General features: G+C 62.0%; 18 protein-coding genes. 9 read left to right on the top strand and 9 right to left on the bottom strand.

What is annotated here, in order from left to right:
* Positions 1-148: 148 nt before the first annotated feature.
* From L1071_RS01070 to L1071_RS01055, 4 genes are all read left to right on the top strand, one after another.
* Entirely contained in the window at positions 149-622 is a 474-nt protein-coding gene (locus L1071_RS01070) for a LexA family protein (protein ID WP_246898663.1), read from the top strand.
* Positions 622-1,242: an IMPACT family protein gene (locus L1071_RS01065; protein WP_246967646.1), complete on the top strand. Its 621-nt coding sequence runs from the start codon at positions 622-624 to the stop codon at positions 1,240-1,242. The genes L1071_RS01070 and L1071_RS01065 overlap by 1 nt, the downstream gene beginning before the upstream one ends.
* A gap of 109 nt (positions 1,243-1,351) precedes the next feature.
* Complete coding sequence (locus L1071_RS01060; protein WP_246967643.1) at positions 1,352-2,401, top strand: tRNA dihydrouridine synthase; 1,050 nt, start codon at positions 1,352-1,354, stop codon at positions 2,399-2,401.
* Between the two features lie 46 nt (positions 2,402-2,447).
* Positions 2,448-3,158 carry a phosphatase PAP2 family protein gene (locus tag L1071_RS01055; RefSeq protein WP_246967640.1) on the top strand — a complete coding sequence of 237 codons (711 nt, stop codon included), beginning with the start codon at positions 2,448-2,450 and terminating at the stop codon, positions 3,156-3,158.
* Here L1071_RS01055 and L1071_RS01050 read toward each other — a convergent pair.
* Together L1071_RS01050 and L1071_RS01045 are read right to left on the bottom strand one after the other, a co-directional pair.
* Positions 3,141-4,322, bottom strand: a complete 1,182-nt coding sequence (locus L1071_RS01050) for a GGDEF domain-containing protein (protein WP_246967637.1) — start codon at positions 4,320-4,322, stop codon at positions 3,141-3,143. The genes L1071_RS01055 and L1071_RS01050 overlap by 18 nt on opposite strands.
* 241 nt (positions 4,323-4,563) lie before the next feature.
* Complete coding sequence (locus L1071_RS01045) at positions 4,564-5,661, bottom strand: GGDEF domain-containing protein (protein WP_246967634.1); 1,098 nt, start codon at positions 5,659-5,661, stop codon at positions 4,564-4,566.
* A 331-nt stretch (positions 5,662-5,992) separates the two neighbouring features.
* On the opposite strand from L1071_RS01045, the gene L1071_RS01040 reads away from it, so the two are divergent.
* Positions 5,993-6,397 (top strand): DoxX family protein, encoded by a 405-nt coding sequence (locus L1071_RS01040; protein WP_246967631.1) that lies wholly within the window; start codon positions 5,993-5,995, stop codon positions 6,395-6,397.
* Between the two features lie 31 nt (positions 6,398-6,428).
* Here L1071_RS01040 and L1071_RS01035 read toward each other — a convergent pair whose 3' ends face one another.
* Together L1071_RS01035 and L1071_RS01030 are read right to left on the bottom strand one after the other, a co-directional pair.
* Complete coding sequence (locus tag L1071_RS01035; RefSeq protein ID WP_246967628.1) at positions 6,429-7,118, bottom strand: uracil-DNA glycosylase family protein; 690 nt, start codon at positions 7,116-7,118, stop codon at positions 6,429-6,431.
* Positions 7,119-7,210: 92 nt separating this feature from the next.
* Positions 7,211-7,651 carry a VOC family protein gene (locus L1071_RS01030; RefSeq protein ID WP_246898676.1) on the bottom strand — a complete coding sequence of 147 codons (441 nt, stop codon included), beginning with the start codon at positions 7,649-7,651 and terminating at the stop codon, positions 7,211-7,213.
* A gap of 114 nt (positions 7,652-7,765) precedes the next feature.
* On the opposite strand from L1071_RS01030, the gene L1071_RS01025 reads away from it, so the two are divergent.
* Together L1071_RS01025 and L1071_RS01020 are read left to right on the top strand one after the other, a co-directional pair.
* Entirely contained in the window at positions 7,766-8,305 is a 540-nt protein-coding gene (locus L1071_RS01025; RefSeq protein ID WP_246967626.1) for a DNA-3-methyladenine glycosylase I, read from the top strand.
* 43 nt (positions 8,306-8,348) lie between these two features.
* Positions 8,349-9,422 (top strand): metal-dependent hydrolase, encoded by a 1,074-nt coding sequence (locus L1071_RS01020; RefSeq protein WP_246967624.1) that lies wholly within the window; start codon positions 8,349-8,351, stop codon positions 9,420-9,422.
* A 79-nt stretch (positions 9,423-9,501) separates the two neighbouring features.
* Here L1071_RS01020 and L1071_RS01015 read toward each other — a convergent pair whose 3' ends face one another.
* The 3 genes from L1071_RS01015 to metE form a co-directional block, all read right to left on the bottom strand.
* Entirely contained in the window at positions 9,502-10,116 is a 615-nt protein-coding gene (locus L1071_RS01015; protein WP_246967621.1) for an FMN-dependent NADH-azoreductase, read from the bottom strand.
* Between the two features lie 131 nt (positions 10,117-10,247).
* Positions 10,248-11,036 carry a C-type lysozyme, inhibitor gene (locus tag L1071_RS01010; RefSeq protein WP_246967619.1) on the bottom strand — a complete coding sequence of 263 codons (789 nt, stop codon included), beginning with the start codon at positions 11,034-11,036 and terminating at the stop codon, positions 10,248-10,250.
* Positions 11,037-11,236: 200 nt separating this feature from the next.
* Positions 11,237-13,522: a 5-methyltetrahydropteroyltriglutamate--homocysteine S-methyltransferase gene (metE, locus tag L1071_RS01005; RefSeq protein ID WP_246967617.1), complete on the bottom strand. Its 2,286-nt coding sequence runs from the start codon at positions 13,520-13,522 to the stop codon at positions 11,237-11,239.
* A gap of 146 nt (positions 13,523-13,668) precedes the next feature.
* Between metE and L1071_RS01000 the strand changes: the two genes are divergently transcribed.
* Positions 13,669-14,583, top strand: coding sequence for a LysR family transcriptional regulator (locus tag L1071_RS01000; RefSeq protein ID WP_246967615.1), 915 nt, complete (start codon positions 13,669-13,671; stop codon positions 14,581-14,583).
* Positions 14,584-14,652: 69 nt separating this feature from the next.
* Here the strand turns inward: L1071_RS01000 and L1071_RS00995 are convergent, their stop codons facing one another.
* A complete protein-coding gene (locus L1071_RS00995; protein WP_246967613.1) occupies positions 14,653-16,296 on the bottom strand; it encodes an ATP-binding protein in 1,644 nt (547 codons plus the stop codon).
* 5 nt (positions 16,297-16,301) lie between these two features.
* Entirely contained in the window at positions 16,302-17,021 is a 720-nt protein-coding gene (locus tag L1071_RS00990) for a response regulator (protein WP_246967610.1), read from the bottom strand.
* 550 nt (positions 17,022-17,571) lie between these two features.
* On the opposite strand from L1071_RS00990, the gene L1071_RS00985 reads away from it, so the two are divergent.
* Positions 17,572-20,505 carry a ribonucleoside-diphosphate reductase subunit alpha gene (locus L1071_RS00985; RefSeq protein ID WP_246967608.1) on the top strand — a complete coding sequence of 978 codons (2,934 nt, stop codon included), beginning with the start codon at positions 17,572-17,574 and terminating at the stop codon, positions 20,503-20,505.
* Positions 20,506-20,622 lie beyond the last annotated feature (117 nt).

Here is a 20,622-nt window from a genome sequence, read left to right as displayed (position 1 = left end):
CCGATGCTCGAGCCATGCATGAGAGCCCGCAGTCTATCCGAGGCGCGGGCGCGGCCCAAGCCCCATTGCTAACTCCACGCCGCCAACGGGATTTGCCGCACCGCCCCGCCTTGCTATGATGCCGAAGGATCATCCGAGGGAGAGGGTCATGTCGCACGTTACGCCGCACTATCTGCAGCGCCTGCCGAACCTGCCACTATCGGACGCCGCCTGGGAAGAGATCGACGCCACCGATTTCGTCGAGATTCCTCTGTTGGGCGTGGTCGCCGCCGGTCTACCCATGGAGGCCTGCCTCGACAACGAGGCCATCCACGTGCCGTCGCGCATGGTACGACGCAACACTTACGCCTTGCGCGTGCGCGGTGACTCGATGATCGATAGCAACATCTTCGATGGTGACATCATCATTATCGAGCGCTTCGAGTCCGCCGAGAACGGCGAAACCGCCGTGGTACAGATCAACAATCAGGAAGTCACCCTCAAGCGGCTTTATATCGAGAAATCCGGCGTGCGCCTGCAACCCGCCAACGATGACATGGCGCCCATCTATCTCAAGAACGACGATGTACAAGTGCTGGGGCTGGTGATGGGTGTGATGCGTCACGCGACCACGAGTCATTGATGCGCTACGCGATTCCCGACCTCGCATCCGGCGAGCATCACTACCATGAGATCGAAATCGAGAAAAGCCGATTCATTACCTGGACGGCCTTCATCCCCGATATCGCCAGTTTCGACGCATTGCTGGCGCAAGCACGGGCGGCGCACCCCAACGCTAGTCATCACTGCACGGCCTATATCGCCGGCGCGCCCGGCGAGCAGAATGCCATCGGCTTTTCCGACGACGGCGAGCCCGGCGGCACTGCGGGGCGGCCCATGTATCAGGCACTGGAAGGCTCGGGGCTGGGACAGATCGGCTGCGTGGTAATTCGTTACTTCGGCGGCACCAAACTGGGCACCGGCGGCCTAGTGCGCGCCTATACGCAGGCGGTCGTCCAGGCACTCGAGAGCCTGCCACGACGCCCCTTCATCGAGCGTCGAACGCTGCGCGTACGTATCGATTTCGCCGGCGAGGCCATCGCCCGCGAGTGGCTCGCCACGCAGGATGCCCTCATCGAGAGCGCCGATTACGACGCCGACGGCGTGACGCTCGATATTGCCTGGCCCGACGAGCGCAGCAGCGACTTGAGTGAGCTGACCTCGCGCCTCAAGGGACGGCTCACTCATCTCACCTTGCCATGAGGCAACGCCACAGCACCCACTATCGTTTTCCTTATCGTCCGGGGGTAATGACATAATACCCGTCCGATTCAGGGGATTGTGCAATGACACCAAGGGTGATGGCGAAGACATGACGCAAGTGGCCAGCGGGCGTATCGGCTTAGCCCCGATGGAAGGCGTGATCGACGTGGTCACGCGGGATTTGTTGAGCGCCGACGGTGCGCTCGACTGGACAGTGACCGAATTCGTGCGCGTGGTCGACGCGCGTCTACCGGCGCGTGTTTTCCTGCGTCACTGTCCCGAGCTCGAACACGCCACTTGCACGACCTCGAACGGCACGCCGGTTCACCTGCAGCTACTCGGTTCCGACCCCGATGCCTTGGCAGCCAACGCGGTGCACGCCCAGGCACTCGGCGCCCGCCAAGTCGATCTCAACTTCGGCTGCCCGGCCAAGACCGTCAATCGCCATGACGGCGGCGCCTCGCTGCTGCGCGATCCCGATCGCGTCTACAACGTCGTGCGGGCCGTGCATGAAGCGCTGATGCCCCTGGGGATCAACGTGACTGCCAAGATCCGCCTGGGATTTGACGACAAACAAGTGGCGCTGGCCTGCGCCGAGGCCGCCGAAGCCGGAGGGGCGGCACACCTGGTCGTCCACGCCCGCACCCGCCGCGAAGGGTATCGACCGCCCGCGCATTGGGAGTGGATCGGACGCATTCGTGCCCGGCTGAGGATACCGGTGATCGCCAACGGCGATATCTGGACACTGGAAGACTATTGGAAGGCGCGCACGCTATCGGGCTGCACGGATGTGATGCTGGGACGCGGCATGCTCGCCGACCCCTGGCTGGCGCGTCGCATCAAGCATTGGCAGCGTACTGGCGAGCACTTGACGGAGACGCCCTGGGCGGCGCGTGCCGAGGTGCTGACGGCCTATGCTCAGCGTATACGCATGCACCTGCCGGAAAAGATCGTGGTCTCGCTTCTCAAGCAGTGGCTCAACCAGATGCGTGGGCGTGACGACGAGGCCGCCAGGCGCTTTATCGCCCTGCGACGGCGTACCGAGTTGCAGGCATTTCTTGACGGTCTAACGCCAGACATTCAGGAGGACATCTCTCCCCGCCAAGAGGTTGCCATCGAGATGGCTGAATCTCCAGTTATCAAACGCTGTTCACAATGATGATAAAATATTAGAATTCGGGTTCACCCATTTCGTTTTCACGCTCATGAAAATCACCCGTATCGCTTGCTACAACCTGCTGGGGATGGCCTTGCTGCTCAGTTGGTGGCTACCTCATTTCCCTCTCTGGTCGACCCTCGACGACGACATCTTCTGGTTCTTCAACCAGACGCTGTCGATCGCCGACCATCCGCTGTGGACAACGCTGATCGCTGTGCTCAACAATCGTGATTTCGATATCGCCAGCTTCCTCGCCCTGGCCGCTGTTTTCGCATGGGCCATGCGCCAGGACACACGGCCCGACCGCCTGAAACGCTGGGGCGCCATCGGCGTGAGCATGCTGGTCACTGCGGGATTAGTGAGTTTGCTGGTCAATAAACTAGTGACCTACGGCCATCCCAGCCCGACCCTGACGCACAGCGGGATTCATCTGTTGTCGCAGGAAGTAAGTTTCGCCACCAAGGACAGCTCGGGCAACAGCTTTCCCGGCGATCACGGCCTGATGCTGATGACCTTTACCGCCTTCATGTGGCATTTCGCGGGACGCCGCGTCGGTCTCGTCAGTGCCGCCCTGGCCATCGGCTTGAGTGCCCCGCGCATCATCGGCGGCGGCCACTGGTTCAGCGATGTCTACATGGGGGCACTTGCCATCGCCCTGCTATTGCTGCCCTGGGTGCTGTGTACCTCATTGGCCAACCGCATGGCCGTCTGGTGTCAGCGCGGCTTCGAGCGCCTCGCTTCACGCCTTGACCGCTGAATCGTCATGTCGGCGAGGCGGCTCGAACGGACACGCCTCGGCGCCTTCGACGACACACCGAGTCGGCATGGGAGACAATGCTTCGAAGGCTTCCCAGGCCATGACGCGATCGCGTCCTGCGCCTTTGGCGGCATACAAGCGTTTATCGGCCAAGGCGATAATGGCACTGAGTGTCGCCGCCTCGTCCTGGGTGGCAAGGCCTTGACTGACGGTCATGCCGAGCGACTTGTCGGGCAGCACCAATGGCTGATCGCGCACGACGGCCGCGACACGCTCAGCGACTGCGATAGCATCACTGCGTGACGCTCCCGGCAGCAACAGCATGAATTCCTCGCCGCCGTAACGCCCCAACATGTCACCGTCGCGCAATCCCTGGCGCAAACAGCTCACCAGATGGCAAAGCGCCGCATCGCCCGTGGCATGTCCGTGCAGGTCGTTGAACGGCTTGAAGTGATCGACATCCAGCAGTACCACGGCGAAGGGCCGTTTGGAGCGCTGCCAACGTTCGGCAATGGCAACGATCGCGCGCCGATTGAGAGCACCGGTCAGCATGTCGTGCAGCGCTTCACGGCGATACGCACGTTCGAGCCGCTCGGTCACCCCTTCCAGCCCCATCAGCACACCGGCGAATAGCGCCCCCGTCAGCACTAGATTGACCCACAACAGCCACGTCGCCGTCGCCGAGGGCAGTGCGACTTGGGGCGTTCCCCGGTGCATGCTCATCAACAGCGCGCCAATCACACCCAACAGCAACAGCGACAGCACGATCTTGTAGCCACGCGGAATCGCGCTGATATGCAACACCAATAGCGCTAGGCTCACGTAGAACTCGAAGCCGACGCCGGCGCCGTAGAGGTGAATGGCTTCACCAATCAGCAATAACATCATGCTCAACAGCAAGGTCGCGCCCCAGGCCATGTAGCCCCGATGATGCAGCCCACGCGCACCGAGCGTCATCAAGACGCTTGCCAGGACGATCAATATCGGACCGGGCTGCCCTAGCCAGACGAACAGCGGCAGCATCAAACCCGCATAGGCCACCAACGCCATGGCGTATAGATGGGCGAAGGTATCGAAATAACGCCGGTATTCCGGCGGCAGGGGGCAATACGGAGGCAACGATGCACCTCGGCCTCCCCATAGGCGATAGGTACGTAGCGGCATGATGAGCGAATCCCTTTTTATTGCGTTAGGCCACGTCATACGACGGGCCTTCCCCTGCATCGACTCCCTAGCAAGGTTAGCCATATTCGGCGCATCAAAAGGACGATTCGTGTATGAATTTAACCGCTTTGCAGCATGAAATTCGTCAAACGCCAAATAAGCAAAATGCCATGTTGTCGCTTCGTTGTGCTAGGGCATGCGTATTAGATGAAGCCACCTCCCCACAGTGTTTCCGGACATCTCATAAGACCGCCGCCGGCCCGATGATCTCCAGGTCACTCATGACCAGCTGATCGCGCCCGGCAGACTTGGCGCGATACAAGCGACGGTCGGCCATGTCGATGAGCGCTTGCAATGACGTGACTTCCTTCGCCGCAGCCATGCCCATGGAGAACGTCACTGGCAGCGTCAACGTTTCCAACTGACACGGCTGGTCTGCCAGGCATCGACGAATGCGCGATGCCACCGAGAGCACCTCCTCCCGCGTGCTGTCGGGGAAGACGATCAAAAATTCCTCGCCGCCCACGCGCCCGAGACGGTCGTCTTCGCGCAAGGCGCCACGCACTATATACGCCAAGTGACGCAAGACTTCGTCACCTGCGGTGTGGCCATGGGTATCGTTAACCTGCTTGAAGTGATCAGCATCGAGCAGCAGTAACGTGAAATCACGCTCCTGCTGCCACAGCATCTCGGCTTCATGAAAGATGGCGCGCCGATTGAGCACCTTGGTGAGATAATCGTAAGTGGCGTCGCGTCGAAAATGGTGCTCGCAGCGCTCGGTGATGGCATGCAGCCGCCAGAGGATCAGCCCTAGAATCAAGAAGACCATGACCAGATTGGTCAAACGGATGTCCTTGCGAAACGCCGCGGCTTCAAGCATCCAGGGGGTGAAATGCGGTGCCATTAACAGCGTGGCCAGCGCCACGCTACCGATCACAGCACTCACCGCGATCTTGTAGCGGGCCGCCATGTCGCTAATCAGCATCTCGCATAGCAGCAGGAAAAAATAATATTCGAAACCCGCATCGGGGCCGATCCACCACACGCTCAGCGTGATCAAAAGGAGGGTCGCGGTCAGCTTGACGCTCATCGCCCGGTTCAGTTGCAAGCGTCGGTGAAACATCAACGCTGCGGTATTGGTCGCCACACAGGCGAGGTTCAAAACAATCAGCAGCGGAATCTGCAAGCCGATCAGCACGCATGCAAACAGCAAATGCCCCAGGCTTGCGAGCACGAAAGTCTGTGCGATCACCTCGTAGCTGCGTCGTTGCTCCAGCGGCAATGCCCCCGGCGCGCTGCACAACCATTCCCAGAGCCGCTGCAAGGCTCTTGAAGTCATCTCGGATTCCCTTTCTTCCCGCGCACCGCTGCGTGTTTCGCAACGTAGCGTCCTCGCCTCCGCCCACCCTTTGCGGGGTTTAAGGGCAAGGATCGTTATTTGTCTCTACCGGATGACGGTCTTACCCGCCAGTCTCGGTGCCAACGTCTGTACAGAGGACCGCTTCCAGCGATATTTCTAAGAAAGCTTAGCCAATACAAACCAAAGCGCTAGTCAAACGTAAAGAAATGTTAAAAACCGTCTTACTGGTGAGGAACGCGCGAACATGAGAAAGTCCACACGTCTTGCCCGGCTGGATGCCGGTTTCACACGATGAAGGGTGCCGACTTCCATGCAACGACTACTGCATCATGACGACTTGGGAAAACTGATTCTGCGCCTGGCCGTGGGCGGGCTGATTCTGCTGCACGGCATCGACAAGCTCTTGTCGCCCGCCAGCATCACCGGTATCGGCAACATGCTCGACGCCATGGGGCTACCGATCTTCCTCGCCTATGGCGTGCTCATCGGTGAGATCGTCGCGCCGTTGATGGCCATCTTGGGTTGGCAGGCGCGCATCGGCGGCCTGTTGATGGCCGGCAACATGCTGGTGGCGTTCATCCTCGTCCACCATGACGAATTGCTGACGCTCAATGCGCAAGGCGGCTGGACGCTGGAGTTGCAGGGCATGTTCCTGTGCGGCGCCCTGGCGATCATGCTCATGGGCAGCGGGCGCCTGGCGATGCATCCCGACTAATTCGGTGCCTTATTACCACTCCTCACATCACTCAGGGAGCGCTCTCCAGAGCAGCGAGGCGCGCATCGAGCAATGCCGGAAAACGCTTGTACCAGGTTTGGTTGAGGGGCGAAGGATGCGGCAGTGGCGCCAGTTGGAACTCGGCACTACGCCCGTCGGGGAGTGACAGCACGGTGGTATGCAGCGCCTCGAAGCGGTCCTCACGCGCCCAGAAGGCCTCCAATTCACGCTTGATCTCGCGCGGCTGACCGATGGCGAACCACAAGAACGCCTCGCGCCCCAGGGTGATCAGAGTGCGGCCTTGCCAGTGCGCGATTAGAAGCTCCGCCATCAAGGGCTGAAAGCGCTTCTTGACCGCCATCGACCACGCCTTGTTGCCGGTCGGCTTGTAAGGCACGGTGTTGGCCCAGAAATAACGCTGCCCCACGGCGAGTGAGGCGTCGAAATCAGGCAGCGCCTCCCCGTGCAGATGCTTGTACAACCCGGCACGCACCTTCTGGCCGCCGCTGCCCACGAAGGGCGCGCCATGCACGACCTCCTGACGGCCGGGGTCGCGCCCGAAAAAGCCCACCGGCGCGTCGCGTGGGCCCAGCCCGATGATCGGCTCCAGCGGGTCGCGCCGATTGGTGAGGTAGACATCGCGGTCGATGCCGTCGAGCGTGTCGGCTTCACGGCGAAATGCATCGCGTAACGCCGAGGGGAGGGTCACATCTTGTGACATGCTTAGCATCCTTTCCAGCTCAAGGGCTCGTTTAGCCTCCAACGATAGTCGCGCCCCGTCCAGCGCGGGAATGGGGCGCGACACGCGGCGGCTTACCAGCTGCCGGTGTTTTCCATCGAGGCCCACGGTTCCTGAGCGGGCAGTTCATCGCCCTTTTGCAACAATTCCACGGAGATGCCATCCGGCGAGCGAACGAAGGCCATGTGGCCGTCGCGCGGCGGTCGATTGATGGTCACGCCATTGTCCATCAGGTGCTGGCACAGGGCGTAGATATCATCGACCCGATACGCCAGGTGGCCGAAGTTGCGACCACCGGTATAGGTCTCCGGATCCCAGTTGTAGGTGAGCTCGACTTCCGGGGCCTTTTGCTCACGCGAACGTTCTTCGTCCTCCGGCGCGGCGAGGAACACCAGCGTGAAGCGGCCCTTTTCGTTCTCCTTGCGGCGCACTTCCTTGAGGCCCAGCAGGTCACAATAGAAATGCAGCGAGGCGTCGAGATCGGCGACACGGACCATGGTGTGAAGGTACTGCATGGTAATCTCCTCATAATGTTATGCAGGCTAAACGTCTATGGTAAACCAGCCCACCGGCCACGGCGAATTCATCACCGCCGGGGCGATTCGTCAACACTCCGCGAGGCACACCCCATGAGCACGTATTGCGACCATGCCCCCGGCCATCCTTTTCATGGTCCCTACCACGATCACGAATACGGGTTTCCCGTACGCGACGACGACCGACTCTTCGAGCGCTTGATCCTCGAGATCAACCAGGCCGGTCTTTCCTGGCTGACCGTTCTCAAGAAGCGCGAGGCGTTCTCGGCGGCCTTCAACGATTTCTCGGTGGCACGCGTTGCCGCCTACGACGACACGCAAAGGGCGCGTCTGCTCGCGGATGCAGGTATCATCCGCAATCGGCGCAAGGTCGACGCCGCGATTCACAATGCCAACGTGGTGCTCGACCTGCAGGATTCTCACGGCAGTTTCGCCGCCTGGCTCGACGCGCATCATCCACTCGCGTTGCCGGAATGGGTGAAGCTATTCAAACGCACCTTCCGCTTCACCGGCCCGGAGATCGTCAACGAGTTCTTGATGAGTACCGGCTACCTGCCGGGCGCCCATCGCGAAGACTGCCCGATTCAGCATCAGATACGCGCACAACGGCCGCCGTGGCTAAACATCGAATGAACGTTCACCAGGGACACACCGCCGCAAGGGGAGATCACAGCGCATGGATTCACTGACGCAGGCCTGCCTCGGCGCCGCTATCGGCGGCACCGTGCTGGGCCGCCGTCTAGGCCGCAAGGCCGTCATCGCCGGCGCCGTACTCGGCACATTGCCCGATCTCGACGTGGTCATCGACTACGGCGACGCCGTGGCCGATTACACCTATCACCGGGGGTTCAGTCATTCCCTGTGGGTACTCGGCGCCCTCGCCGTTCTGCTGACCGGGCTGGCCCGCGCCGGCGAGCGCTGGCGCCAGGTCTCGCCGCCCATCGGCACCTGGCGCTGGGGCTTGCTGTTTGGCGGCTGCCTGCTGACACATCCAATGCTGGATGCCTTCACCACCTACGGCACTCAACTCTGGTGGCCGATGACCACGCCGCCGGTAAGTTGGCATAGCATCTTCATCATCGACCCGCTGTTCACGCTGCCGTTGCTGGTGGGCGTCATCGCCGCGCTGATCAAGGGCTATTCACCGCGCCTGCTGGGCTGGGGACTGACGCTCGCCTGCTTCTACCTGGCTTTTACCGTCGCCGCCCAGAACACGGTGAACGCGCGCATCGGCCCGAACCTGGCCAGCCAAGGCCTCGAGGATGCCCCACGGCTGGTTCAGCCGACGCCCTTCAACGCCCTGCTGTGGCGCGTCACGGTGGTCGAGGACGACGCCTACTACGAAGGCGTCGTAAGCCTCTTCGATGGTCGCACACCACTGGCGCTGACCCGTCTGCCGCGTGGCGACGAATGGCAGGACGCCGCGTTGGCGACGACGGCCGGGCAGCGTCTGGCGTGGTTCGCCGGGCCATTCCTGCGCTATCGCACCGAAGAACGCCAGGGCGCCACCCAACTGATCGCTACCGATCTGCGTCTGGGCACGCCCGGCTATCAGATGTTCAACTTTTCGCTAGCCGAGCGCCGCGCCGATGATTGGCACCCCATCGACAGCGAACGTGTCGCGGGCGCGCGTCCCGACAAAACCGCCTTCGCCTCACTCTTCCAACGCCTGATCGTACCGCAAGCCAACGTCTGCCTGCCGCTGGCCGATCCTCAGGCGCAGTGCCTCACGCCACGCGTCTCGCCCTGAAACGCAGAGGGCGGCTCGCCATGAGCCGCCCTCTTCTTTTTCCTTCCTGACTACTTTATCTGCCAGGCACCGCTTTACGTCAGAGACGTTCCGCCGCGTAATTCGCCACCGCCTGACGCGCTTCGCCCATGGCCGGTTCACGCACCGCTTCGCCCATATTGAGGCCTTCCGCGTAGATCCAGTCGATGTCGCGAATGCCGATCAAACCCAGCAGACTGCTGACATGGCCGGTCTGAGTATCCATTGCGGTGCCCGCGTACTGCCCGCCGCGTGCCGCCAGCACCAGCGCGCGTTTTCCCTCGATCAGGCCCACCGGGCCGTTCTCCGTATACTTGAACGTCTTGCCGGCCCGCAGAACGCGGTCAAACCACGCCTTGAGCTGACTCGGAATGCCCAGGTTGTAGAGCGGTACCGCCAGTACGATCAGATCGTGCGCGAGTACTTCCTCGATCAATACATCGGAGCGCGCCGCCAGCTCCTGCTGGGTCGCGTCGCGGACTTCGGGCTCGGTCATCCAGCTAGCCATTTCGGCGCCATCGAGATGCGGCAGATCGAGCGCCACGACATCGCGCTCGGTGATCCGGACATCATCACCCGCGCCGAGCTGCGCCTTGAAATGCGTCGCCAACGCGCGTGACTGACCATGCTCGCCAAGGATGGAAGCGGTCACCAACAGAATATTGCGAACGGCCATGCGAAATTCCTCTCATTGAACTCAGGGCATATGCTGCGAATAGCGTTATTATTCGTTGCCCTTTTTGAAAAGAAAAACGCAAAAAAGCCCACAAATCATTCGATATAATGAAACGAACACCCATATACGTCTCAGCGCGTTCGCTCGATGCCCTGGCCGCAGCCGACCCAGGTGCGTCCCGCCTCCTCGACACGCACCTGAACGGGATACGGTTTGCCGCTCATGCTGTCGAAACAGGCCCGCGCCTTGAGCTCGACGGTCACGGGCGCATCGGCGTCGCCAGCCTCTAGCATCATGGCAGCCTGGTGGCCGTTATCGAGCTGCGTAACCCGATAATCCAGCGTGCGCTTTTCCTCGCCGTATTGCGTCATCAGCGTGAGCTGCGGCGCCTCGCGGTCGAGTTCGAGCGTCCATCCTGGCTCGTTGCCCTGCCCCTTGAAGATCGCATTCGGGGCATCGGCACGCGTGATCGACTCGCGTCGGGCATCTTGCTGACAGGCGAGCTGGCCGTTGTCGCTTTCGACGTGCGCCTCGTCGCCCTGCTGGGCGAACGTCAGGGTGCTCTTGCGGTAGCGCTTGCCGTCGGCGACCACGCTACGCTCGAGCGCGTAGTATCCCTGTGCCGACCACAGTCGCAGGCTATTTCCGGGCGCAGCCGAGATGAGATCCTGCGCTGGCGTACACCGCCAGGAGACGAATGCCTCCGCCCCATCGGCAAAGAAGGCGCTCGGCAGTAGCGGCGACTTGGGAGCGTCGTCGTTCTCGTCCGGCGCATCGAGTTGCGGCGGGGGCGTAAAACCACTCCCGGAGGCGTCGCGCACCTGCGGCGGACCGTCGGAACTGGCGCAGCCACCCAATACGGCAACGCATACCACACCCGACAAGACGTGCCGCGCACGCCGAGACATTCTGGATAACATTCAGCTTCTCCTTGCTGGTCAGGGCCCGCTCCACATCTGCAGAGCGCGTTGCATGCGATATCGTTCAATCAAAGAAGACCGATAGCATACCAGTCCTCATGTCATGAGAAACGCTGGTGCCACGAGAAACTCCGGCACCATAAGAAACGCGCCGCCGAGCGGTGGCTCGACGGCGCGTTCATGGCGTCAACACGAAATACTTACCCGTGGCGGCGACGTAGTTCCTTGGCCGCTTCGACCATGTTGGCCAATGCCGGCTCGACTTCCGCCCAACCGCGCGTTTTCAGACCGCAGTCCGGGTTGACCCAAAGCCGCTCGGCGGGGATCTTCTCGGCGGCTTTTTCCATCAACTGCACCATCCATTCCACCTCGGGAATGTTGGGCGAGTGGATGTCGTACACGCCCGGGCCGATCTCGTTGGGATAGGCGAAGTCCTGAAAAGCGTCGAGCAGCTCCATATCCGAACGCGAAGTTTCGATGGTAATCACGTCGGCGTCCAGGGCCGCGATCGCCGCGATGATGTCGTTGAACTCCGAGTAGCACATATGGGTGTGGATCTGCGTCTCGTCGCGGGCCACGGCTGCGCTCAACTTGAAGCTTTCCACCGCCCAGTCGAGGTAGCGCTGCCATTCGCCCTGCCGCAGCGGCAGGCCTTCACGCAGTGCCGGCTCGTCGATCTGAATGATCTTGATGCCGGCCGCTTCGAGATCGGCGACCTCGTCACGCAGAGACAGGGCAATCTGACGGCAGGTGGCATCGCGCGGTTGGTCATCGCGCACGAACGACCATTGCAGGATCGTCACCGGTCCGGTGAGCATGCCTTTCATGGGCTTGTCGGTGAGCGATTGCGCATATTCGCTCCAGCGCACCGTCATCGGCCCGGGGCGACTCACATCACCGAAGATCACCGGCGGCTTCACGCAGCGCGAGCCGTAACTTTGCACCCAGCCGAAGCGCGTAAAGGCAAAGCCATCCAGCAGTTCGCCGAAATACTCGACCATGTCGTTACGCTCGGGCTCGCCGTGGACCGGCACATCGATATCCAGGACTTCCTGGCGCTCGACGGCATGGACGATCTCCTGGCGCATGCGGGCCTCGTAGGCATCGCGGCCTAATTCGCCACTCTTGAAGGCGCGGCGCGCGGCGCGGATGTCCTGCGTCTGCGGGAACGAACCGATGGTCGTGGTCGGAAACAGCGGCAGGTCGAGATGACGATGCTGCACCTTGGCACGCGCGCCGTAAGGGCTCGGACGCTCGGCGTCGGTAGCGGATACCGCCGACAGACGCTCGCCCACGGCGGGCTTGTGAATGCGCGGAGAGTTGCGGCGTGCTTCCAGCGCCTGCGTAGCGGCTTCCAGACGAGCGGTGTCGGCGTCTGTGGCACGCCCGTCGAGCAAGTGCGCCAGGGTGACGATTTCATCGAGCTTCTGGCGTGCGAAGGCCAGCCAACTCTTTAGCTCGGCGTCTAGATCGGTTTCCGCTTCGAGATCCACCGGCACGTGCAGCAGCGAGCAAGACGCCGAGACCCACAGACGCTCGCCGAGACGCGCGCGGGCCACTTGCAGGCGCTCACGCAGTGCCGCCAGATCGGCACGCCAGATGTTGCGTCCGTCGATGGCGCCGATGGACAGCACTTTATAGGTGGGCAGACGGTCGAGCACCGCATCGAGCTGTTCGGGCGCACGGACCGTATCGATGTGTAGCCCGGCGACCGGCAGGCCGGCGGCCAGGCCCAGATTGTCGCCCAGAGCGCCGAAATAGGTCGCCACCAGAAGCTTGACCCGCGCAGACTGCAACTTGTTGTAGGCGGCCTCGAAGGCCTGGCGCCAGTCGCGGGGCAAGTCCTGTACCAGGGCCGGCTCGTCGAGCTGTACCCATTCGACGCCCTGCGCCGCCAAACGCTCGAGGATCTCGCCATACACCGGCAACAACGTATCGAGCAGAGTCAGACGGTCGAACCCCTCGCTCTTTTCCTTGGCCAGCCACAACCAGCTAATCGGCCCCAGCAGCGCCACCTTGACCGGATGCCCCTCAGCCTGGGCTTCAGCGACCTCGTCGAACAACCGCGTGGAGGCTACTCGGAAGCGTTGACCGGCATGCAGCTCGGGGACCAGGTAGTGGTAGTTGGTATCGAAGTACTTGGTCATCTCGCAGGCGGCCGCCGGTTCGCCGGTGGGCGCCCGGCCACGCGCCATGCGGAACGTCGTATCCAGGTCGACATCGCCCTCGATGGCGCCAAAACGCGGCGGCACCGCGCCCAGCAGCGCGCTGACGTTGAGTACCTGGTCATAGAAGGCGAAGTCGCCTACGGTGACGAGGTCGAGCCCCGCATCGCGGCTGGCTTGCCAGTGTGCGGCACGCAGCGTCTTGCCGCTCTCCTCGAGCGTGGTCTGATCGATCTCGCCTTTCCAGTAGGCCTCGACAGCCTTTTTCAACTCACGGTTCGCGCCAATGCGCGGATAGCCCAGAATGTGTGCCAGCGCCATCGTGTTTCCCCTTGCGGTATGCAGCTAGAATAAGTGACTTCGTGGTCACGGCGACGCCGTGATGTGCTGGCGGGCAGTCTCGCTGGCGGTAGTGCGTGAATCAAACTAAATTAATTAATCTTCAAAATGAACGGCTCTCATACACCATGCTCGAGCTTCGCCATCTCCGCACCTTGATCGCACTCCGTGACGCCGGCTCGCTCGTCGAAGCCGCCGAACGCGTGCATCTCACCCAATCGGCGCTCTCGCATCAGATCAAGGATCTCGAGGAGCGTCTGGAGGCGCCCCTGTTCCAGCGCAAGACGCGCCCCGTCACCTTCACTCGGGCGGGCGAGCGTCTGCTTGCGCTGGCCGAACAGGTCCTGCCGCAGATCCGCATGGCGGAACGCGACCTGGCACGCCTGGCCGGCCATGAACAAGGGCGCCTGCACATGGCCATCGAATGCCATAGCTGCTTTCAGTGGCTGATGCCGACCATCGATCACTTCCGCGATCACTGGCCGGAGGTTGAAGTCGACATCCCCAGCGGCTACAGCTTCGATGCTCTGCCATCGCTGGCGCGCGAATCGCTGGACCTGGTGATTACCGCCGACCCCCAGCCGCTTTCCGGCATTCATTACGAGCCGTTATTCCGCTATGAGGGGCTATTGGCGGTAGGCAAGCAGCATACCCTGACACGCCGCGACTGGGTGACACCGGAGGAACTGGCCGGCGAGACACTCATCACCTACCCGGTGGAGCACACGCGCCTCGACGTCTTCACCCAGTTTCTGACTCCTGCGGGCTTCACGCCGTCCGAGGTACGCACCGCCGAGTTGACGGTCATGATGATGCAGCTGGTGGCCAGCGGCCGGGGGGTCTGCGCATTGCCCAACTGGGCGCTCACCGAGTATCTGGAGCGCGGTTATGTGCGCGCCCTGCATCTCGGCGAGCAGGGGGTATGGAGCACGCTATTCGCGGCGATTCGCGAGGAAAGCCGTGACGCGCCGTGGATGGAAGATTTCCTGCGCACCGCGCGCGAGACCTCCTTCGCGGTACTCGAGGGAATCAAGCCGGCCTAGCCACGTCTCGTCGCCACGCTCTCACGCTGGCGCTTGCGGGTTGCCAGCGTCTGTCGAGGGAGATAGCGGTCACGCATCGTCCAGGCGGCGTCCCCGCGAGTAGCGCGGGTCGCCCTGGAGGAGATCCGGGGTCGGCAACAATAGACTGAAGCGTGCCCCACCGAGCCGCTGGCTACGCTCGACCACGACGCTGCCGCCATGCCAGGCCATGATTTTCTGCACGATGGAGAGCCCCAGGCCATAACCGCCGGAACGTCGCGTGCGGCTGTCGTCGAGACGCGCGAAGGGTTTGAAGATCAATAGGCGATCGGCTTCGGGGACCCCTGCGCCGTCGTCCTCGACATCCAACCGCACGGCCCGCGCCTCCCGCGTCACGCTGACATGGATATGCCCTTCCGCATGGCGGCAGGCATTGGCTACGAGGTTGGAAAGCGCGCGTTGCAGATAGCGCGGATCGGCCTCGACATCGACCTCCTCGCCTTCCAGCACTTCGAGTCGCAAATGCGCGTGCAGCGGTGCCAGGGTATCGACCACGCGATGGGCCATGGCGCGACAATCGGTGGTCTCGGTGGCGAGCTGGATGCCCTGGGCGCTGTCACTCCCCAGGCGGGCGTAGGTCAGAATCTCGTCGACGAGTTGATCGAGTTCTTCGATATCGCCGTCGATATCCTGCAACTGGCGCCGCACCACGGGCTCATCGGTCATGTCCTCGACCATCTGCACCGCGAAGCGGATACGTGCCACTGGGGTGCGCAATTCATGGGAGACGGCACGGATCATTTCCTGCTGCGTACGCAACAACGATTGCACCTGGGCCGCCATGCCGTTGAAGGCCATCCCCAGCCGTCCGAGAAAGTCGCTGCTCTCGACCTTGACGCGAGTATCCAGGTGCCCCCCGGCGATGCGCGTGGCGGCACGCTCCAGACGCTCCACGCGCCCTTCCACGCCGCGCACCACGAAGTAGATGGTGCCCGCCAGCACGAGCAACATGATGCCCAGCAGGGCCAGCGCCAACGAGATAGGCATCGGCTCGAAGGACGGAATGGGGCCGATACTGAGCCAGCGATCCGCCCCCAGCCGCGCGTGCACATACAACACGCCGAGCCCCGGCTCGAGGCGCACCACGACTTCACCGCCTTCGAGACGCGACTGCTGGATGGGATCGACGCCCGCAGGTGGCATCGGCGAGACGTCCAGCGGGATCTTGAAGACACGCTGAAGACGCGCCAGACGCTCGGCGCTCTCATCTTCCGAAACGCCGCTGAGCCACGTTCGCAGGGCCTCGGTGGCACCACGTAACTGCATCTCCTTGAGTCCGCCAACACGCACTTCCAGCAACCAAGGCGTATCCGGCAGCCGTCGCAGAACCGACCATGCCGCGTCGTGGCGCTCGATCAGCGGCCGTCCTTCATTGAGCCGCGAGCGATCGAAGTAACTCAGCGACACGTTATCGATGGGATGCAGCGCCATGGGAACGCCCAGCGTCGACGACATCGATGCCAACCATTCGTCACGTTCGTCGACGGGCTGCTCGGCGGCCAGATGCGCCAGCACCTGCATCGGGCCACTGGCCAGGCGCTCGCGGTAATTCTCCTGACGCACCTGGTCGACCACCAGATACCCCAGCAATGCGAGTCCGAATGTCAGCACCAACGCCAGCAACAACAAGGCGTAAACGCGCAGGAAGGTGCTGTCCGACAGGGTTCGCCGCATCAACGTTAGCTATCCTTGACGAACAGATACCCTTTACTGCGCACGGTCTTGATCCGGTGCGGTTGGTTGGGATCGTCGCCGATCTTGGGCCGGATACGCGAAACCCGCACATCGATCGAGCGGTCCTGACCGTCGTACTTGATGCCCCGCAGTTGCGAAAAGATTTCCTCGCGGGTCAGCACATGGCCAGCATTACCGGCCAACAGCCATAACAGGTCGAACTCGGCGCTGGTCAAATCGATGCGTTCGTCGTTGAGCCAAGCCTCACGGGTGGCGCTATCGATGAGCAGGTCACCGAAGTTCAGCCGCGTAGCGCCGCTGGCGGCGTCCAGGGCATCAGCACGGCGCAGTAGAGCGCGCATGCGCGCCAACAGCACACGCGGCTGCACCGGCTTGGGCACATAGTCGTCGGCACCCATCTCGAGCCCCAGCACCTGGTCCATGTCGTCGGTACGCGCGGTGAGCATGAGAATGGGGCCGGCATATTGGCCACGCACGCGACGGCAGATGGAAAGACCATCCTCGCCGGGCAACATGAGATCGAGAATGACTATGTCCGGCTGCTCGTCGAGGATGCGCTCCACAGCACGCGCGCCGTCGTATTCCAGAGCGACCTGGAATTCATTCGCCTCGAGATAGTCTCGCGTCAGATGCGCCAGCCGCTCGTCGTCCTCTATGATCAGAACGTGATCTTGATGTCTGCTGCTGTCCAAGCTGTCATCCATCCCTTTACATTGGTGCCATGAAGCCCTGCCTACCTTCGGCCTTGTCGTACGAGTTCCGTTCGTCTTTATTTTGTATTCTTCTCGCTATCCAAGGGAGACCCCGCCGGAATGCGCGGCACGACAAAGGCGTACTACATGCCGTTACTCCCTACCATAGCGGATAGCAAGCGATGATACCCGAATTCACTCACGAGTAGCTGTCGAGCATCATAGAGATCGCCACGCAGATTGAAAAATCGTCGCGTGACAGCGAGTTATAGATTCCTTGACGGAGCGCAAGAATAGCCCCCAGGAGAGTCACAGACTATCCACAACTTATCCACTTGCGACCCCCGCAAAACCGCTCTATCTTGTGCTCATCATAAGGATCTTCCCCATATATAGGGATCACCGTATTTCGCGTGATCGTCCCGAACGTTCCTCTTCAGGCACGAAAATGCCGAGACAAGACGGTTAAATCGGTCATCGTCGCGATAATCCTCGACTTCTCGCGACACGAACATGCGCGGCGACACCCTTTCCCCCGGACCCGTAATGACAGGAAGGCGTCATGGATACCACTCTTTCTTCCCCTGACAAGGCGTCAGTGGACATCACCGCACCGCAGCGACTGCGCGTCATCAAGCGCAACGGCGATGTCGCGGCCTTCGACGGTAGCAAAGTCTCGGTGGCGATCACCAAGGCGTTCATCGCTACCGAAGGCGATAACGCTGCGGCCTCGTCACGCATCCGTGACTTCGTTCACGAGGCGACCCAGAGCATCGTCGATACCTTCCTGCGGCGCATGCCCGATGGTGGCACCCTGCACATCGAAGACATCCAGGATCAGGTCGAGCTGGCCCTGATGCGTGCCGGCGAGCAGAAAGTCGCCCGCGCCTATGTTCTGTACCGCGAGGAACATGCCCGCGCCCGTCAGCCTCACAACGGCGATATCGCCAAACCGCATCCCAGCCTCAATGTCACACAGGCCGACGGCACCGTGCGTCCGCTGGATCTGGGCCGGGTCGAGACGCTGGTCTTTGACGCCTGCGAAGGGCTCACCAACGTCGAGCCGCAGAAGATCGTCGACGCGTCATTGAAGAATCTCTACGACGGCGTATCCATCGATGGCGTGTCGCAAGCGCTGACGATGACCGCACGTACCCTGGTCGAGAAAGAGCCCAACTATACCTACGCCACCGCGCGACTCTTGCAGGACAACCTGCGTCGCGAGGCCCTCTCCTTCCTGGATATCGCCGACGAAGCGACGTACCAGGAGATGGCCGACCTCTACGCGCCAGCCTTCAAGGCCTATATCGCCAAGGGTATTGCCTTTGACCAGCTCGACCCCCAGCTTGCCGAGTTCGACCTCGAGCGCCTGGGTTCGGCGCTGGATTACACCCGCGACGCCCAGTTCACCTACCTCGGCCTGCAGACGCTTTACGACCGCTACTTCCTGCATCACGACGACATCCGCTACGAACTCCCGCAGGTGATGTTCATGCGTGTCGCCATGGGCCTGGCGCTCAACGAAGACGATCGCGAAGCGCGTGCCATCGAATTCTACGAGCTGCTCTCGAGCTTCGACTACATGGCCTCCACGCCGACGCTGTTCAACGCCGGCACCGTCAAGAGCCAGCTCTCTTCGTGCTATCTGACCACCGTGCCCGACCAGCTCGATGGCATCTACGGCGCGATTCGCGACAACGCCATGCTCTCCAAGTGGGCCGGCGGCCTGGGTAACGACTGGACGCCGGTGCGTGCGCTGGGTTCCTACATCAAGGGCACCAACGGCAAGTCACAAGGTGTGGTGCCGTTCCTCAAGGTGGTCAACGACACCGCCGTGGCCGTCAACCAGGGTGGCAAACGCAAGGGCGCGGTCTGCGCCTATCTCGAGACCTGGCACCTCGACGTCGAGGAATTCCTCGAACTGCGCAAGAACACCGGCGACGACCGCCGCCGGACCCATGACATGAACACCGCCAACTGGGTGCCGGATTTGTTCATGAAGCGGGTCTTCGACGACGAGGAATGGACGCTGTTCTCACCGTCTACCTGCCCGGACCTGCACGACCTGTACGGCGCCGCCTTCGAGAAGCGCTACGCCGAATACGAGGAAATGACCCGCAACGGGCAGCTCAAGCTGTTCAAGCGCGTCAAGGCCAAGGACTTGTGGCGCAAGATGCTGTCCATGCTGTTCGAAACCGGCCATCCGTGGATCACCTTCAAGGACCCGTGCAACCTGCGCAGCCCGCAGAACCATGCCGGCGTGGTGCATAGCTCCAACCTGTGCACGGAGATCACCCTTAACACCTCGGCGGATGAAATCGCCGTGTGTAACCTGGGCTCGATCAATCTGGCGCAGCACATCGTCGACGGCGAACTCGACGGCGACAAGCTGAAGAAGACCGTCAAGACGGCCGTGCGCATGCTCGATAACGTCATCGACATCAATTACTACGCCGTGCCCCAAGCCAAGAACTCCAACTTCAAGCACCGCCCGGTGGGCCTCGGCTTGATGGGTTTCCAAGATGCGCTCTACAAGCGCGGGATCGCCTACGCCTCCCAGGAAGCCATTGAGTTCTCCGACACCTCAATGGAGCTGATCAGCTATCACGCCATCGAAGCCTCCAGCGACCTGGCCGCCGAGCGCGGACGCTACCAAAGCTTCGAAGGCTCGCTGTGGAGCAAGGGCGTGCTGCCCATCGACTCCATCGCCAACCTGGTCGAAGAGCGCGGCGCCGACTATATCGAAGTGGACACCTCCACCACGCAAGATTGGACGCGTCTGCGCGACAAGGTCACCAGCCAAGGAATGCGCAACTCCAACGTCATGGCGATCGCGCCGACCGCGACGATCTCCAACATCTGTGGCGTGACGCAGTCTATCGAGCCGACCTACCAGAACCTGTTCGTCAAATCGAACCTCTCCGGCGAGTTCACCGTGGTCAACGCCTACATGGTCAACGACCTCAAGGAACGCGACCTGTGGGATGAGGTCATGATCAACGATCTCAAGTACTACGACGGCAGTGTGCAGCCCATCGACCGCGTGCCGGACGACCTCAAGGCCCGCTATGCCAGCGCCTTCGAGGTCGAGCCCAAGTGGCTGGTCGAGGCCGCCGCGCGGCGCCAGAAGTGGATCGACCAGGCGCAGTCGCTGAACCTCTACATCGCCGGTGTCTCGGGCAAGAAGCTCGACGTCACCTATCGCATGGCCTGGTTCCGTGGCCTCAAGACCACCTATTACTTGCGCGCGCTAGGCGCCACCTCGGTGGAAAAATCCACCGTCGATCGCGGCAATCTCAATGCCGTGGGCAACGCCGATAGCGGTGCAACGGCGCCGACTCCGCCCGCCCCCAGCAGCGCACCCAGCCCGGCGGCCAGTGGCGCCTCCGGCGAAGCGCGCGGCATCGACGACTTCCTGAACGGCAAGAACGGCAGCGGCTCACGCGCGCCATCGGCGGGCGATATCGACGAACTCGGCTGCGAGGCCTGCCAGTAGACGCTGGCTACTTAATTCAACGTGGCGTCAGCCGCCTGTGGGAGCGAACTTGTTCGCGAATGAATTCGCTCCCACATCCTGAGCCTTCGCCATTCGTCGACAGACAGGAGAGAAGAA

The organism is Chromohalobacter sarecensis (genome assembly GCF_023061135.1).
Lineage (GTDB): Bacteria > Pseudomonadota > Gammaproteobacteria > Pseudomonadales > Halomonadaceae > Chromohalobacter > Chromohalobacter sarecensis.
The sequence above is the reverse complement of the archived record's forward strand: the minus strand, read 5'-3'. Positions and strand labels throughout refer to the sequence as shown.